Origin of the sequence: Streptomyces sp. DSM 40750 (genome assembly GCF_024612035.1) — a bacterium.
GTDB lineage: Bacteria > Actinomycetota > Actinomycetes > Streptomycetales > Streptomycetaceae > Streptomyces.
Genome location: NZ_CP102513.1, coordinates 8,158,094 through 8,173,637, shown reverse-complemented (window position 1 = coordinate 8,173,637; position 15,544 = coordinate 8,158,094). Strand labels below are relative to the sequence as shown.

The 15,544-nt window shown below is 71.9% G+C and carries 12 protein-coding genes and 2 pseudogenes; 4 read left to right on the top strand and 10 right to left on the bottom strand.

Features of this window, described 5'->3' with window-relative positions; genetic code table 11:
• The first annotated feature begins 56 nt into the window (after positions 1-56).
• Positions 57-3,536 carry an SCO5717 family growth-regulating ATPase gene (locus tag JIX55_RS36425; RefSeq protein WP_257567476.1) on the top strand — a complete coding sequence of 1,160 codons (3,480 nt, stop codon included), beginning with the start codon at positions 57-59 and terminating at the stop codon, positions 3,534-3,536.
• A 98-nt stretch (positions 3,537-3,634) separates the two neighbouring features.
• Here JIX55_RS36425 and JIX55_RS36420 read toward each other — a convergent pair whose 3' ends face one another.
• From JIX55_RS36420 to rimP, 8 genes are all read right to left on the bottom strand, one after another.
• Entirely contained in the window at positions 3,635-4,588 is a 954-nt protein-coding gene (locus JIX55_RS36420) for a bifunctional riboflavin kinase/FAD synthetase (RefSeq protein WP_257539945.1), read from the bottom strand.
• A 743-nt stretch (positions 4,589-5,331) separates the two neighbouring features.
• The gene (gene truB / locus JIX55_RS36415) at positions 5,332-6,246 is read right to left on the bottom strand and encodes a tRNA pseudouridine(55) synthase TruB (RefSeq protein WP_257567475.1); all 915 of its coding nucleotides are present in this window, start codon (positions 6,244-6,246) and stop codon (positions 5,332-5,334) included.
• The gene (rbfA, locus tag JIX55_RS36410) at positions 6,243-6,689 is read right to left on the bottom strand and encodes a 30S ribosome-binding factor RbfA (RefSeq protein ID WP_257567474.1); all 447 of its coding nucleotides are present in this window, start codon (positions 6,687-6,689) and stop codon (positions 6,243-6,245) included. Before rbfA ends, truB begins: the two co-directional genes overlap by 4 nt.
• A gap of 93 nt (positions 6,690-6,782) precedes the next feature.
• Complete coding sequence (locus JIX55_RS36405) at positions 6,783-7,076, bottom strand: DUF503 domain-containing protein (protein WP_257567473.1); 294 nt, start codon at positions 7,074-7,076, stop codon at positions 6,783-6,785.
• Between the two features lie 196 nt (positions 7,077-7,272).
• Complete coding sequence (gene infB / locus JIX55_RS36400; protein ID WP_257567472.1) at positions 7,273-10,425, bottom strand: translation initiation factor IF-2; 3,153 nt, start codon at positions 10,423-10,425, stop codon at positions 7,273-7,275.
• A gap of 147 nt (positions 10,426-10,572) precedes the next feature.
• Complete coding sequence (locus JIX55_RS36395) at positions 10,573-10,869, bottom strand: YlxR family protein (protein ID WP_257539954.1); 297 nt, start codon at positions 10,867-10,869, stop codon at positions 10,573-10,575.
• A 149-nt stretch (positions 10,870-11,018) separates the two neighbouring features.
• Positions 11,019-12,005, bottom strand: coding sequence for a transcription termination factor NusA (gene nusA / locus JIX55_RS36390; RefSeq protein ID WP_257539956.1), 987 nt, complete (start codon positions 12,003-12,005; stop codon positions 11,019-11,021).
• Between the two features lie 2 nt (positions 12,006-12,007).
• Positions 12,008-12,526 (bottom strand): ribosome maturation factor RimP, encoded by a 519-nt coding sequence (gene rimP, locus JIX55_RS36385; protein ID WP_257567471.1) that lies wholly within the window; start codon positions 12,524-12,526, stop codon positions 12,008-12,010.
• A 354-nt stretch (positions 12,527-12,880) separates the two neighbouring features.
• Between rimP and JIX55_RS36380 the strand changes: the two genes are divergently transcribed.
• From JIX55_RS36380 to JIX55_RS36370, 3 genes are read left to right on the top strand one after another with little or no spacing between them, the layout of a single operon-like run.
• Positions 12,881-13,372, top strand: a complete 492-nt coding sequence (locus tag JIX55_RS36380; RefSeq protein WP_257569601.1) for a hypothetical protein — start codon at positions 12,881-12,883, stop codon at positions 13,370-13,372.
• The gene (locus tag JIX55_RS36375) at positions 13,369-13,824 is read left to right on the top strand and encodes a ferritin-like domain-containing protein (protein ID WP_257567470.1); all 456 of its coding nucleotides are present in this window, start codon (positions 13,369-13,371) and stop codon (positions 13,822-13,824) included. The genes JIX55_RS36380 and JIX55_RS36375 overlap by 4 nt, the downstream gene beginning before the upstream one ends.
• Before the next feature lie 27 nt (positions 13,825-13,851).
• Positions 13,852-14,784 carry an aminoglycoside phosphotransferase family protein gene (locus tag JIX55_RS36370; protein ID WP_257567469.1) on the top strand — a complete coding sequence of 311 codons (933 nt, stop codon included), beginning with the start codon at positions 13,852-13,854 and terminating at the stop codon, positions 14,782-14,784.
• Between the two features lie 124 nt (positions 14,785-14,908).
• Here the strand turns inward: JIX55_RS36370 and JIX55_RS36365 are convergent.
• A pseudogene (locus tag JIX55_RS36365) lies at positions 14,909-15,175 on the bottom strand (FAD:protein FMN transferase); the annotation flags it as partial.
• A gap of 76 nt (positions 15,176-15,251) precedes the next feature.
• Positions 15,252-15,461 (bottom strand): annotated as a pseudogene (locus JIX55_RS36360) (FAD:protein FMN transferase); the annotation flags it as partial.
• Positions 15,462-15,544 lie beyond the last annotated feature (83 nt).

Sequence of the window (15,544 nt, the reverse complement as noted above, 5' to 3'; positions counted from 1 at the left end):
ACAGGAACGGTCGCCCCAGCACGACATGAGGGTGCTCGACCACACCAGGAGGAACTGTGAGCAGCGATCGGGACGGGATGCGCGGGGGCTGGGCCACACCCGACGATGACCAGCCCGACGCGGAGTCCGCCATCGAGACGACGGGCGAGTTCACCATCGACTACGCGCCGCCTGCCTGGTATACGCAGAACGCGTCATCGGGCGGGGCCGGTTCGGAATCGGGTACGGGTGCTGATGCGGGTGCGGGGGGCGTTCCTCCGGTCGTCGGTTCCGAGACGCCTCCGCCCGCGCCGCCGGTCGGTCCTCCGGTCGAATTGTCCGGCGGGCCCGGTGCCGCCGCGTCGGGTGGCACGATTCCGTCCTCCTGGCCGCCGGTGACCGCCGCGCCCGAGGCCGACAGCGGGGACATCGAGAGTGGCGCGACCATGCGGATTTCCGCTGTCGCGTTGAAGCGTGAGATTGCGGACGCCGCTGTGGCCAAGGGTGCGTCGGACGCGGGCGCCGATACGGGCGCCGGGTCGGATGCGGATGCAGGTGTGGCTGCGGGCGTTGCTTCCAGCGGTGAAGTGGGCTTCGGCGACTTCGAGTTGAACGCGCCGCAGGTGGAGGGCGAAGCACCGGCCGCCGCTGCGCCCGATGCCGGGTCTGTGACCGGTGGCGGCGAAAGTGACGGTGCCGGTGACAGCGACGGTCTTTCCACGGGCGCCGAGGCTCCGGCGCAGGGGCAGGACAGCACCGGCACTGCCGTAGCCACTGCCGATACGGATGCCGCTGAGGCCGTCGAGCAGCCCGGCGGCGCCTCCTCGTCCGACGAGGGGCAGGGCGCCCAGGACAGCAGCGGTCAGGGCAACGAGGGCGGTGCGACTGCCGAGAGGTCGGCTGCCACGGACATGTCCGGCGAGGCCCGTGCCACCGAAGGCGAGCAGCCCGGCGGCGCCGCGCACCCGAGCGTCGTCGCCGACGGGACCGAGCCGACGGACGCCGGTCCTCAGGAGACCCTTCCCCAGAGTTCCGTCCCGCAGGAGACCCCGCCCCAGGGCACTGTCCCGCAGGACACCCCTCCCCAGCGCTCCGTCCCGCAGGCCGTCACTCCTCCTCAAGACGTCGCTCCGGAGAACTCCGGTCCTCACGACGCCACACCTGACGCCGCCAAGCCGACCGACGCCGCCACCGGCACCGGCACCGCCGAACCCCTGGACGCCGCGCCGCAGCCTGGCGCGTCCCAGGACGCCCCGCCCGCCGCGCCCGCTCCGGGTGCCCCCGGTGGCGTACCGCAGACGCCTCCCGCCTGGACGCCGCCGGCGCCGCAGGGTGGGCTTCCGCCGTTGCCGCCCGCGTACCAGCCCGCCGAGCCCGCAGCACCTGCCTCGGGGGCGCAGTGGCCCCCGACCGCGCCGGCATACCCCGAGATGCCCGGTCAGCAGCCGGCAGCCGCGCAGGGCGAGCCGTCCGTGCCGCCGCAGCAGCCGTTCCACCCGCAGGCGCCTCAGGGCGCGCCGGCGGCGTGGGGCAACCCGCTCGACGCCGCACCCGGTACGCCGGTCGCACCCGGCGTGCCCAACGCTCCCGGCGTACCCAACGCCTCCGGAACGCCGGCCGCCCCGAGCCCGACGCCCCCGCAGGCCCCCAACGCCCCCTCCCCCGCCGGTTACGGCTTCCCGCATCCCGGCGCACCCGTGCCCCCTCAGGCCCCCATCCCCCAGCAAGGCGGCTACGGCTTCCCTCAACCCGAGGCCCAGCCCGGACAGCCGGGCCACCCCGGCGCCCCCGCCCCGGCCGCACCCCCGGCGCAGCCCACCCCCGGTTACGGCTTCCCGCACCCCGGCGCATCCGTGCCCCCTCAGGCCCCCATCCCCCAACAGGGCGGCTACGGCTTCCCCCAAGCCACGGCCCAGCCCGGACAGCCGGGCGCGCCGAACACCCCGAGCGCCCCCACGCCCAACCCCAACACCCCGCAGGCCCCCGCCCCCCAGGCCGGCTACGGCTTCCCGCCCCCCGGCGCACCCGCCACGCCTGGTACCCCAACCCCCCACCTCCAAGGCCCGCCCAACTCCCCCGCCCCGCAGAGCGGCTACGGCTTCCCCCAGCCCCCCGCCCAGCCCGGACAGCCCGCCCAGCCGGAGCACCTGGGCCACCCCGGCCAGCCGCAACCCCCGTTCCCCGGCCAGCCCGGACACCCAGGCCAGCCCGCAAACGCAGCGCACCCGGACCACCACCCGGGGCACCCCGGTAATCCCGGCCCGCCCGGCGGTCACCCCCAACCCCCGGCCCCCATCGACCCCCGCACCGGCGCGGCCTGGCCGCAGCCGGTGCAGCACGACCAGCGCCAGCCCACCAACCCCGGTGTGGCACCGCTCGGTTACACCGCAGCCGTCGAGCTCTCCTCCGACCGGCTGCTGAACAGCAAGAAGCAGAAACAGAAGAGCAGCCGTCCGGCGTCGGGCGGTGGGCTGTTCAAGCTGGGCGGGAAGAAGGAGGAGGCCGAGCGGCAGCGGAAGCTGGAGCTGATCAGGACGCCGGTGCTGTCCTGCTACCGCATCGCGGTCATCAGCCTCAAGGGCGGCGTGGGCAAGACCACGACCACCACGGCCCTCGGCTCGACGCTCGCCACGGAGCGGCAGGACAAGATCCTCGCGATCGATGCCAACCCGGACGCGGGCACGCTCGGCCGCCGCGTGCGGCGTGAGACCGGGGCGACCATCCGCGACCTCGTCCAGGCGATCCCGTACCTCAACTCGTACATGGACATCCGGCGGTTCACCTCGCAGGCGGCCTCCGGGCTGGAGATCATCGCCAACGATGTCGACCCGGCCGTCTCCACGACGTTCAACGACGAGGACTACCGGCGCGCGATCGACATCCTCGGCAAGCAGTACCCGATCATCCTGACCGACTCGGGTACGGGTCTGCTCTACAGCGCGATGCGCGGCGTGCTCGACCTCGCCGACCAGCTCATCATCATCTCGACGCCGTCCGTGGACGGTGCGAGCAGCGCCAGTACGACGCTGGACTGGCTCTCCGCGCACGGGTACCAGGACCTGGTGGCACGTTCCCTCACGGTCATCTCGGGGGTACGCGAGACCGGAAAGATGATCAAGGTGGACGACATCGTCTCCCACTTCGAGACGCGCTGCCGCGGTGTCGTCGTCGTGCCCTTCGACGAACACCTGTCCGCCGGCGCCGAGTTGGATCTCGACATGATGCGGCCGAAGGTGCGGGAGGCGTACTTCACGCTCGCCGCGATGGTCGCCGAGGACATCGCCAGGCACCAGCAGTCGCACGGCCTGTGGACGTCGGACGGCAACCCGCCGCCGGTGGTCGCCCCGCCGATGCCGGGCCAGCAGATGCCGGGTCAGCAGGCGTACCCGCAGCAGCAAGGCCAGCCGTACCCCGGCCAGCCTCAGCCCTACCCAGGCCAGCCGTACCCCGGTCAGGCCCCGCAGCCCTACAGCCATCCCGGCCAGCCCGCACCGGGTCAGCCGTACCCGCCGCAGCAGGGGCAGCAGCCCTACCCGCCGGCAGCGCCACAGCAGTAGCGGGACCGGGAGAGCAAGGAGTAACCGCGCACGGCAAAGGGCCCTACCGTTCAAGATCCTCGAACGGTAGGGCCCTCCGCGTATCCAGACCTTGGGGGCTACTCGCCCTCATACGCCCCGATCAGCTCCCGGCACCTCTTCACGTCCTCCCCCATCGCCACGAGCAGCGCGTCCAGCGAGTCGAACTTCGCCTGTCCGCGCACGAAGGCGAGGAAGTCGACGGCGACATGGAGGCCGTAGAGGTCGAGGCCGACGCGGTCGATGGCGTACGCCTCGACCGTGCGCTCGGTGCCGTCGAACTGGGGGTTCGTGCCGACGGAGATCGCCGCCGGCATGGCCTCGCCGTCCACGTGCAGCCAGCCCGCGTAGACGCCGTCGGCGGGGATCGCGGTGTGCGGGAGGGTCTCGACGTTGGCCGTCGGGAAGCCCAGTTCGCGTCCGCGCTGAGCGCCGCGCACGACGACGCCCTCGACGCGGTGGGGGCGGCCGAGGATCTCGCGCGCGCCCTCGACATCGCCCTCGGCGACCAGCCGCCGGGTCAGGGTCGAGGAGAAGGGCTGTCCGCCGCCGGCCTCACCGGTGACGAACAGGTCGACGACCTCGACCTCGAAGTCGTACGTCTTGCCCTGCTCCGCCAGGAACGCCACGTCTCCTGCGGCCTTGTGGCCGAAGCGGAAGTTGGGGCCCTCGACGACGGCCTTGGCGTGCAGCTTGTCGACGATCACCTTGGCGACGAAGTCGGCCGGGGAGAGCCGCGAGAACTCGGTCGTGAAGGGCAGGATCAGAACCGCGTCCACGCCGACCTCGGCCATCAGTTCGGCGCGGCGGTGGTGCGGGGCGAGCAGCGGCGGGTGGCTGCCGGGGCGCAGGACCTCGCTGGGGTGCGGGTCGAAAGTGACGGCGACGGAGGGAACACCCAGCTCACGCGCGCGTTCCACGGCGTGCCGGAGGATCAGCTGGTGCCCGCGGTGCACCCCGTCGTAGGAACCGATGGTGACGACGCTGCGCCCCCAGTCCTCGGGGATGTCCTCCAAGCCACGCCAGCGCTGCACTGTGACCGCTCCTCGTCGAACCCGTGTCCGTATTGACCCTTACCTTGCGCAGGTCTAAGGGTGCCATGCCCGGTGGCCTCGGCCCGCATCGGCATCCTGGCTGTGACCCGGACCACGGAACTTGCCGCCGCTTCCCGCGGGCACCCGCACCCCCGGCACCCCGCCGACTTCTCGTACCGCCGTCTCCGCGCGCGGCGGCAGCCCGCAACAGGGCGTCCAGGACGGACGGGTCCCGCTCGGCCGCCATTCTCGTCCCGCAGGGCGAGGGCAGCGGCTCCACGGTCCACACACGGCCCCTCGGTGCGGATGAGCGCGAGGTCGAGGGCGGGCAGCGGGGTCACCGCGTCGGAGGTCACCGCACAGACGGGGTCCGAGGTCGTCCCGCCAGATCGCCGACCCGTCGTACCTCTGTTCCGACGGTAGGCACGTGACGATCAACGGAACAGCTCGCCCGGCGAACGCGCCCCCTTCCGCTCCCTCGGTTCACTCCGAGCGCCTGCACGAAGGGGTGAATAGCCCTGGGCAGATGGATACACCTCTGTGTGGGGGAACCGAGGGGGGACCGTGGAGCGGCGGGAACAGCCCCGCCGCTCCACTGGATTGGGCCGGTGAGCGCCCAATAGCTCGGGAGGACAGGTTGTGTGTCGGGTGCGGGTGGTGTGTGGCTGATCGCGCCCACGCGGCGGAGCCGCATATCGACACAGCCCCGCGCCCCTGAAAGGCACGGGGCTGCACCCCGGCTTTCAGCCGAAGACCGCCAGGCTCTTGGCCTTGCCCTTCTGGCTCTCCACCAGGGCCAGGAAGCGCCCGGTGGGGTCGAAGACGGCGACGGCGCCGCGGCCCGTGTACTCCTCGGGCATCTCCAGCCGCACCCCGTTCAGCAGCAGCCGCGCCCGCCGGTCGTCCACGTCCCAGCGGGGGAACGCGGCCGTGGCGGCCTCGGCGACCGGCATCACCGTCAGCTCCTCCTGGAGCTGGTCGAGGGTCCGGGCGGAGTCCAGCTTGTACGGCCCCACGCGCGTCCGGCGCAGCGCGGTGAGGTGGCCTCCGACGCCCAGGTCGGCGCCCAGGTCACGGGCGAGGGCCCGGATGTACGTCCCGGAGGAGCACACCACCGACACCACCAGGTCGAGGACCGGGGTGCCGTCCTCGGCGACGGCGTCCCGGACGTCGTAGACCGCGAAGGACGAGATGGTGACGGGCCGGGCGGGAATCTCGAAGTCCTCGCCGTCCCGGGCCCGCTTGTACGACCGCACGCCGTCGATCTTGATGGCGCTGACCTTGGACGGCACCTGCATGATCTCGCCGGTCAGCTTGGCGATCCCGGCGTTGACGGCGTCGCGGGTGACCTTCGACGCGTCGACCGACGCCGTGATCTCGCCCTCGGCGTCGTCGGTGAGTGTCGTCTGCCCGAGCCGGACGGTCCCCAGGTACTCCTTCTCGGTGAGCGCGAGGTGACCGAGCAGCTTGGTCGCCTTCTCCACCCCCAGGACGAGCACACCGGTGGCCATGGGATCGAGCGTCCCCGCGTGCCCGACCCGCCGGGTGCGGGCGATGCCCCGCATCTTGGCGACGACGTCGTGCGAAGTGAAGCCCGACGGCTTGTCGACGATGACAAGGCCGTCGGGCGTGGTGGTCTTCTGGCGCTGCTGGGTCATTCGGCGGCGTCGTCCTCGTCCTCGCCCGGCTTCCGGTACGGATCGGCTTCACCGGCGTACTGGGCGCCCGACGCGTTCTCGCGCACCTTGGCGTCCGAGGCCCGCGCCTTGTCGAGGAGGTCATCAATGGTCTTGGCGGTGTCCGGGAGGGCGTCGGCCACGAACGTGAGGGTCGGCGTGAACTTCACGCCCGCGGCCCGGCCGACCTCGGAACGGAGGATGCCCTTGGCGCTCTCCAGTCCCGCGGCGGCGGCCGCCCGCTCCTCGTCGTCCCCGTACACCGTGTAGAAGACGGTCGCCTCCCGCAGATCCCCGGTCACCCGGGTGTCCGTGATGGTGACCTGTGAGCCGAGCCGCGGGTCCTTGATCCCACGCAGCAGCTTCTGGGCCACCACCTCTCGGATGAGGTCCGCCAGCCTCTTGGCACGCGCGTTGTCGGCCACTGGTCCGTCTCCTAGCTCGTTCTGCGTTATTGCTGGTTCTTGAAGTGTTCTCTGCGGCAATTGGTCTCTGGGGCAATTGCTCTCTGCGGCCGGTCAGTCGTCTTCACCGTGCAGGCGCCGTCTCACCGAGAGCAGTTCCACCTCGGGCCGCCCGGCGACCAGCCGCTCGCACCGGTCGAGTACGTCGGTCAGATGCACCGTGTCGCCCGAGACCACCGCCAGTCCGATCCCGGCCCGGCGATGCAGATCCATGTGGTCGACCTCCGCCACACTCACCGCGAACTTGCGCTGCAGCTCGGCCACGATCGGACGGACGACGGAGCGCTTCTCCTTCAGCGACCGTACGTCGCCGAGCAGGAGATCGAAGGACAGAGTCCCCACATACATGTGTGTATCCGGTTCACCCGCCGGCACGGGATAGATGGCCTGCCCATACGCCGGACAGGAACATCAGAACCGTACAACGAAAGGCGGACACCCTCGACGGGATTGTTTCGAAGGGGGTCCGGGGCGAAGCCCCCAGGAACGGCCACACCGGCCGGGGGTGAACGAGTCACCCCCGGCCGGCATGAACCACCAACGGTTAGGACCGCGGCTTTTCGCGCATCTCGTACGTCGCGATGACGTCGTCCACCTTGATGTCGTTGAAGTTTCCGAGGTTGATACCACCCTCGAAGCCTTCGCGGATCTCGGTGACGTCGTCCTTGAAGCGACGCAGACCGGAGATGGTGAGGTTCTCCGCGATGACCTTGCCGTCGCGGACGAGGCGCGCCTTGGTGTTGCGCTTGACCTCTCCGGAGCGGACCAGGACACCGGCGATGTTGCCCAGCTTGGACGACTTGAAGACCTCGCGGATCTCCGCCGTGCCGAGCTCGACCTCCTCGTACTCCGGCTTGAGCATGCCCTTGAGGGCCGCCTCGATCTCCTCGATGGCCTGGTAGATCACCGAGTAGTACCGGACGTCGACGCCCTCGCGCTCCGCCATCTGCGCCGCGCGGCCCGCAGCGCGGACGTTGAAGCCGATGACGATGGCGTCGGAGCCGGTCGCCAGGTCGATGTCCGACTCGGTGACCGCACCCACACCGCGGTGCAGGACGCGGATGTCGACCTCTTCGCCGACGTCGAGCTGGAGCAGCGAGGACTCGAGAGCCTCCACCGAACCGGACGCGTCGCCCTTGATGATGAGGTTGAGTTCCTGCACCAGACCGGCCTTGAGGGCCTCGTCCAGGTTCTCCAGGGAGAACCGGACGCCGCGCCGGGCGAAGTTGGCGTTGCGCTCACGCGCCGCGCGCTTCTCGGCGATCTGACGGGCCGTACGGTCCTCGTCGACGACGAGGAAGTTGTCGCCGGCGCCCGGGACGTTGGTGAGACCGAGGACGAGGACCGGGGTCGAGGGACCCGCCTCTTCCACGTTCTCGCCCTTGTCGTCGAGCATCGCGCGGACACGGCCGTAGGCGTCGCCGACCACCATGGTGTCGCCGACCCGCAGGGTGCCTCGCTGGACCAGGACGGTCGCGACGGCGCCGCGGCCACGGTCGAGGTGGGACTCGATCGCGATGCCCTGCGCGTCCTGCTCCGGGTTGGCCCGCAGGTCGAGCGAGGCGTCCGCGGTCAGGACCACGGCCTCCAGCAGGGAGTCGATGTTCAGACCCTGCTTGGCGGAGATGTCGACGAACATCGTGTCGCCGCCGTATTCCTCGGCCACCAGACCGAACTCGGTGAGCTGACCGCGCACCTTGGTCGGGTCCGCGCCCTCGACGTCGATCTTGTTGACCGCGACCACGATCGGCACACCGGCCGCCTTGGCGTGGTTCAGCGCCTCGATCGTCTGGGGCATCACACCGTCGTTGGCCGCCACCACGAGGATCGCGATGTCGGTCGACTTGGCACCACGGGCACGCATGGCGGTGAACGCCTCGTGGCCCGGGGTGTCGATGAAGGTGATCTTGCGCTCTTCGTCGTTGACCTGGGTCGCGACCTGGTACGCACCGATGTGCTGCGTGATACCGCCGGCCTCGCCCGCGACGACGTTCGTCTTGCGGATGGTGTCAAGGAGGCGGGTCTTGCCGTGGTCGACGTGACCCATGACGGTCACGACCGGCGGACGCGGGACGAGGAACTCCTCGCCGCCCTCGTCCTCGCCGAACTCGATGTCGAAGGACTCGAGCAGCTCGCGGTCCTCCTCCTCCGGGCTGACGATCTCGAGGATGAAGTTCATCTCGTCCGCGAGGAGCTTCAGCGTCTCGTCGGAGACGGACTGCGTGGCAGTGACCATCTCGCCGAGGTTCATCATCACGCCGACGAGCGACGCCGGGTTGGCGCCGATCTTCTCGGCGAAGTCGGTGAGCGACGCACCGCGCGACAGGCGGACGGACTGTCCGTTGCCGCGAGGCAGCATCACGCCGCCGACCGACGGGGCCTGCATGGCCTCGTACTCCTGGCGCCTCTGCCGCTTCGACTTGCGACCACGACGCGCGGGACCGCCGGGACGGCCGAAGGCGCCCTGCGTTCCACCACGGGCACCCGGACCACCGGGACGACCGCCGAAGCCGGGACGGCCACCGCCGCCACCGGGACCACCCGGACGACCGGCGAAACCGCCACCGCCGCCACCGGGACCACCCGGACGACCGGCGAAACCGCCGCCACCGCCACCGGGACCACCGGGACGACCGGCGAAACCGCCGCCACCCGGACGACCGCCGCCGCCACCGGGACCGCCGGGACGACCGCCGCCACCGCCACCGGGACCGCGGCCACCGGGGCCACCGCCGCCGGGACGCGGGCCGGCAGCCGGACGCTGCGGCATCATGCCCGGGTTGGGACGGTTGCCGCCGGGGCCACCGCCGGGACGCGGCGCCTGCGGACGGGGCATGCCGCCGGGAGTCGGACGGGCACCGCCCGGACCGCCCTGGGGACGCGGAGCGCCACCGGGACCGCCCTGCGGACGGGGAGCCTGGCCGGGGGCCTGCGGACGCGGACCGCCGCCCTGGGCGCCACCGGGGCCGCCGGGCCGGGGAGCGCCGCCCGGACGGGGCGCCTGCGGGCGTCCCATGCCGGTCGAGCCACCGGAGGTGAAGGGGTTGTTACCCGGACGCGGACCGGTCGGACGGGCACCGCCCGGACGGGGCGCACCGGGGCCACCCGAACGCTCGGGACGCTGACCGCCGTGGCCACCGGCAGGACGCGATGCCTGACCGCGGTCGCCACGGTCTTGGCCGCGCTCCTGGCCGGGACCGCCCGGACGCTGACCACCGTGGCCCCCGGCCGGTCGCTGACCACCCGGGCCGGGACGAGCGCCCGGACGCGAGGGCGGGGCGGCCGGAGCCGACGGGGGTGCCTGGAACTCGGGCACGCTCGGGGCCGGGGAGGCCGGAGCGGGCTTCGGCGCCGGCGGCTTGGGACCGGGCGTCGGGCGCGGACCCGGGGCCGGGGCGGCGGGCCGCTCGGCGACGGGCGGCTTCGGCGCGGCGGGACCAGGACGCGGACCGGCCGGACGTGCGGCCTGCGCGGGAGACGGTGCCGCCGGACGGGCCGGGGCAGCCTTACGGGGAGCAGCGGGCTTGCCGCCCCCATTGCCCTGCTGGAGGGCGTCAGTCAGTTTGCGTACAACGGGCGCCTCGATCGTCGAGGACGCCGAACGGACGAATTCACCGAGCTCTTGGAGCTTGGCCATGACGACCTTGCTCTCAACCCCGAACTCCTTGGCGAGTTCGTATACCCGGACCTTAGCCACTTCGCTCCTTTTTAGGTCCGGGTGCGTCCGGACCGTCGCTACTTCATGGGCGTACTCATCGCGTGCTCATCGAGTGCTCATCGCAATCTCGACCTACTTCCAACTCGCGGAATACCAGAGCCGTACGGAGGTTCCGTACGACACGTCTTACGGTGTTGCCTGCTCAGCAACTGTTGTCTGCTCCACGTATCGGCGCAACGCCTTTGTGTCGAGCGCTCCCGGGGCACGCAGCGCCCGCGTGAACGCCCGGCGGCGTACGCCCAAGTCGAGACAGACCTGGGCGGGGTGGACGTACGCACCCCGGCCGGGCAGCGTACCGCGAGGATCGGGGACGCATTCGTCCTCGATCGCCACGACCCGCAGCAGTTCGGTCTTGGCCGCTCGCTGCCTGCACCCCACACAGGTGCGTTCAGGGCATGCGCGGGCACGCGTCCGGCCAGACACAGCTAAGTCTACCTCCCCGCACCGACCTCACCCCTTTGGGGCAAAAATCGAACGGTTGTTGTCGTGATCCAAGCGACCTGCGGCTTGGATCTATTCCCCGGCCGCCCGGACCTACCCGGACGGCCCAGCTCGGACGTCCGATCGAGTGGTCACTCCGAGGGCTGCTCGGTGTCCGGGCGGATGTCGATCCGCCAGCCGGTGAGGCGGGCGGCGAGGCGGGCGTTCTGGCCCTCCTTGCCGATCGCCAGCGACAGCTGGTAGTCGGGCACCGTCACGCGCGCGGAGCGGGCCGCGAGGTCCACCACCTCGACCTTGGAGACCCGGGCCGGGGAGAGCGCGTTCGCCACCATCTCGGCCGGGTCGTCCGACCAGTCGACGATGTCGATCTTCTCGCCGTTCAGCTCGGCCATGACATTGCGCACCCGGCCGCCCATCGGGCCGATGCAGGCACCCTTGGCGTTCAGGCCGCTGCGGGTGGAGCGAACGGCGATCTTCGTACGGTGACCGGCCTCACGCGCGATGGCGGAGATCTCGACGGACCCGTCGGCGATCTCCGGCACCTCCAGCGCGAACAGCTTCTTCACCAGATTGGGATGCGTGCGCGAGAGGGTGACCGACGGACCACGGACGCCCTTCGCCACCCGGACGACGTACGACCGCAGCCGCAGGCCGTGCTGGTACGTCTCGCCGGGGACCTGCTCCTGCACGGGCAGGATGGCCTCGAGCTTGCCGATGTCGACGAGCACGTTCTTCGGGTCGCGGCCCTGCTGGACCACACCGGTGACGATGTCGCCCTCGCGGCCGGCGTACTCGCCGAGCGTCGCGTCGTCCTCCGCGTCGCGCAGTCGTTGCAGGATCACCTGCTTGGCGGTGGTGGCGGCGATGCGCCCGAAGTCCGACGGGGTGTCGTCGAACGCGCGCGCCTCCTGCCCCTCCTCCAGGTCCTCGGGGTCCTCCTTCGCCCACACGGTCACATGGCCGGTCTCCCGGTTGAGCTCCACGCGCGCGTGGCGGCGGCTTCCCTCGGTGCGGTGGTAGGCGATGAGGAGGGCCGCCTCGATCGCCTCGACGAGCAGGTCGAAGGAGATCTCCTTCTCCCGTACCAAGCCCCGCAGGGCGCTCATGTCGATGTCCACGGCTACGCCTCCTCCTCTTCCGTCATGTCCTTCTTGTCCTTGCGGTTGAACTCGACCTGGACGCGGGCCTTGTCGATCTCGTCGAAGGCGAGCCGACGGGTGGTGGCCTTGCGGCCCTTCACCCCGGGCACTTCGAGGTCGAGGCCGTCGTCGTCCACGGTCAGGATTCTGGCGGTCAGTTCCCCGGCACCGGCCGCAGCCGTCAGCTGGAACCTCACCAGCCGGTCCACGGCGCGGCGGTAGTGGCGATGCTCGGTGAGGGCGCGTTCGGCGCCCGGCGTACCGACTTCCAGGGTGTACTCCGCCTGGCCCATCGCGTCCGTCTCGTCCAGCTTGGCCGAGAGCGCGCGGCTGACGTCGGCGACCGCGTCCAGATCCGCGCCCTCGTCCGAGTCGACGACCACGCGCAGCACTCGCTTGCGTCCGACCGAGTCCACGGCGAGCTCTTCGAGATCCAGGCCCTGGGAGCGTACGAGCGGTTCCAACAGTTCTCGCAGCCTCTCGCTCTGGGTGGTGCTCATCCGGGTGACTCCTCGGCCGCGTGTGCTGTTGTGGGTAGGGCGCGTGTCAGGTCAAAGGGTAGCCGCTCCGCTGGGGTGTTGCCGTCCATGAGGCTTCCTCTGAGTGGGGGTGCCCGATGGCTCGGGGGCGCGGCTTTTTGGGCGGCTGCGGGTGGGGCGGCCTGTCGTCCCCCGGCGGCGGAGCCGCGTGTCGATAGAGCCCCGCGCCGCTCGAGGGCGCGGTGGTGGCGGCCTTGGAGCAGATGCGCGGGTACCGTGATCACACCGCTTCTTTGTTCGTACGACCCCCCTAGGACGTCTGCCGTGTCGTTCACCGTGCCGTCGCGTACCCCGTCGGGGCCGCGCAGAAGGAGTCTGCTTGTCGGGGCCGCGGGTGCGGGCCTGCTGGTGGGGTGCTCGACGGGGGGTGAGGGGTCCGAGGGCGCCGGGGGAAGTCCTTCGGTGGTGGAGAAGGCGCGGGCCCGGGTCGCGAAGGACAGTGGGGGGCTCGTGGAGCGGTACGACGCCGTGATCGCCGCGCATCCGGCTCTGGCCGCGCTGCTGACACCGCTGCGGGCGGAGGTCGTACGGCATGCCCAGGCGTTCGGGGGCGGGAAGGGTGCGGCTTCGGCTTCGGCTTCGGCGAGTGCTTCGCCGGCCGGCTCGGCCTCCCCTTCGGCCTCCCCCTCCCCCGTGCCGGAGGACCCGAAGGCCGCCCTCGCAAAGCTGGCCGCCGCGGAGCGGGCGCTGGCCGACAAGCGGGCCAAGGCGCTGTCGGCGGTGCCGGGTGAGGTGGCGCGGCTGATGGCTTCGGTGGCGGCGGCGGGGGCCGGGCACGCGTACTTGTTGACGGAGGGTGCGAAGTGAGCAGCGGGGAGCTGACGGCGGTGCAGGCGGCGCTCGCGGCCGAGCATGCCGCGGTGTACGGGTACGGGGTCGTCGGCGGGAAGATCGGCGAGGCGCGGCGGAGCGAGGCGCGGGAGGCGTACGACGCGCACCGGGCCCGCCGGGACGAGCTCACCCGGGCCGTACGGGACCTGGGCGGCAAGCCCGCCGTGGCGGCCGCCGGGTACGCGCTGCCGTTCCCGGTGACCGACGCCGACTCCGCCGTACGGCTCGCCACGGAGCTGGAGGAGCGGGTGGCCGGCGTGTACTCCGATCTCGTACGGGCATCCGAAGGTGACCGGCGGGGTGCGGCGGCCGAGGCGCTGCGGGAAGCGGCGGTGCGGGCGGTGCGGTGGCGGGGCGGAAGCGTAGCCTTCCCTGGTCTCGCCGAGCGGGCGGCCGGTGCCACCCCGCCGGCGACATCGCATACCTGATCACGGCCCGAAGGGAACGACTCGCACATGGCTCGCATGGCTTTCGAGGACTTCGAACCGCCGCAGCGGCTTGTGCGAGCGCTCGCCGAGACACGGCGGCCGGACGGTGGTGACGGTATCGGCGAGTGGCTGGAAAACCTCCCCGAGCTGGTGCAACGGGCCGTCGATCTACGCGAGTTGACCGTCGAACGGGTACAGGCGCCCGGCGGCCGCAGCAGTCTGGTGCTCCTCGTCCGGCTGATCGACAACACCCCCGCCGTGCTCAAGCTGGCGCCCGAGCGGGCGCGGCCGGAGAGCGAGCGGGCGGCCCTCGCGCACTGGGACGGGCGGGGTGCGGTGCAGTTGCTCAACCCCGGGGACAGTCATGGCGTGCTGCTGCTGGAGCGGCTCCATCCCGATCTGTCGGTGCGGTCGCTGCCCGAGGCGAAGGCGCTGCTGGAGGCCGCGGCGACGCTGCGGCGGCTGTGGGTCGAGCCGCCCGAGGCGCATGTCTTCGAGACCGTGGCGGAGCGGACGGGGCGGCAGGCCGAGCTGATGCGGGGTGGCTCCGCCGGGGACAGTGAGGTGCGGGCTCTGGTCGACGCCGCCCTTGCCGCGCGGGAGGAACTGCTTGCCGCGGCTCCCGAGGAGCGGTTGCTGCACGGGACCTTCCGGCAGAGCAAGGTACTGGCCGGGGAGCGGTTGCCGTGGCTGGCCGTGGGACCGGATCCGGTGGTCGGGGAGTGTGCGTTCGATCTGGCCCGGCTGGTACGGGATCGCGTCGAGGACCTGATCGCTTCGCCGTCGGGGGCGTCGATCGCTCGGCGGCGGGTGAAGAAGCTGGCCGAGTCGTTGGATGTGGATCAGGAGCGGTTGCGGGGGTGGGCGTTGTTCCGGGCCGTGGAGTCGGGGGTTCGTGCGCGGCGGGTGGGGCGGCCGCGGGATGCCGAGCTGTTGCTCGAGTTCGCCGGATGGCTCTAGCTTCGCGGGAAGCCGTCCGGTCTCGGCCGCGGGTTGTCTGGAGCTGGTAGGAAGACCAGCCCGCTGTCGTGACAACCGTCCCCTCGTGTGAGACGAGCCGGGCCGGGAGGCCCAGGCGGGAGAGCCAGTGGGGTGCGGTGTCGCCCTTCGCCAGGGCGGCGGTGGTGGCGGCGTCGGCGCAGGTGGCCGCGGCGACCGAGACGGTGCGCCAGGCCGTGGCGGCGGGCCGGCCGGTGCGGGGGTCGACGATGTGGTGGAGCCGCTGGTTGCCGCGGCGTCGGCGGCGGGCCGTGATGCCGGAGGTGGCGAGGCCGCCGCCGCGGATGCCGACCGTGGTGTGGGTGCCGTGGGTCGGGAGGTCGTCGACGGGGCCCGTCTCTTGGACGCGGATGCGCCAGCCGCCGGCCGGGCTCGCCCGCGACGGCCGTGTCGCCGCCGAGGCTTACCAGGATGCCGCATTCGGCGGCTCGGGCCGGCGTGTGCGCCGCCCTGTCGGCCGCCAAGGCCTTGGCCGTGGCGGCCAGGTCCAGGCTGACGCCCGGCGGAAGAGTCACCGTGTTCGTGGCGCGGTCCAGTGCGACCAGGCTCCAGCCCGGCACGCGCTTCACCGCGAGCCGCACCGGACGGTCGTCCTCCTGGACCAGGGTGCAGTCCCGGTCGTAGCCGAGGGCCTCCATCGCCGAGCCAGCAGCGGGCTGACCTTCACCGGTCGCCCTTCGGCCGCGTTCAGGGCCGCCAGCTCCGAGTCCTGGCGGAAACG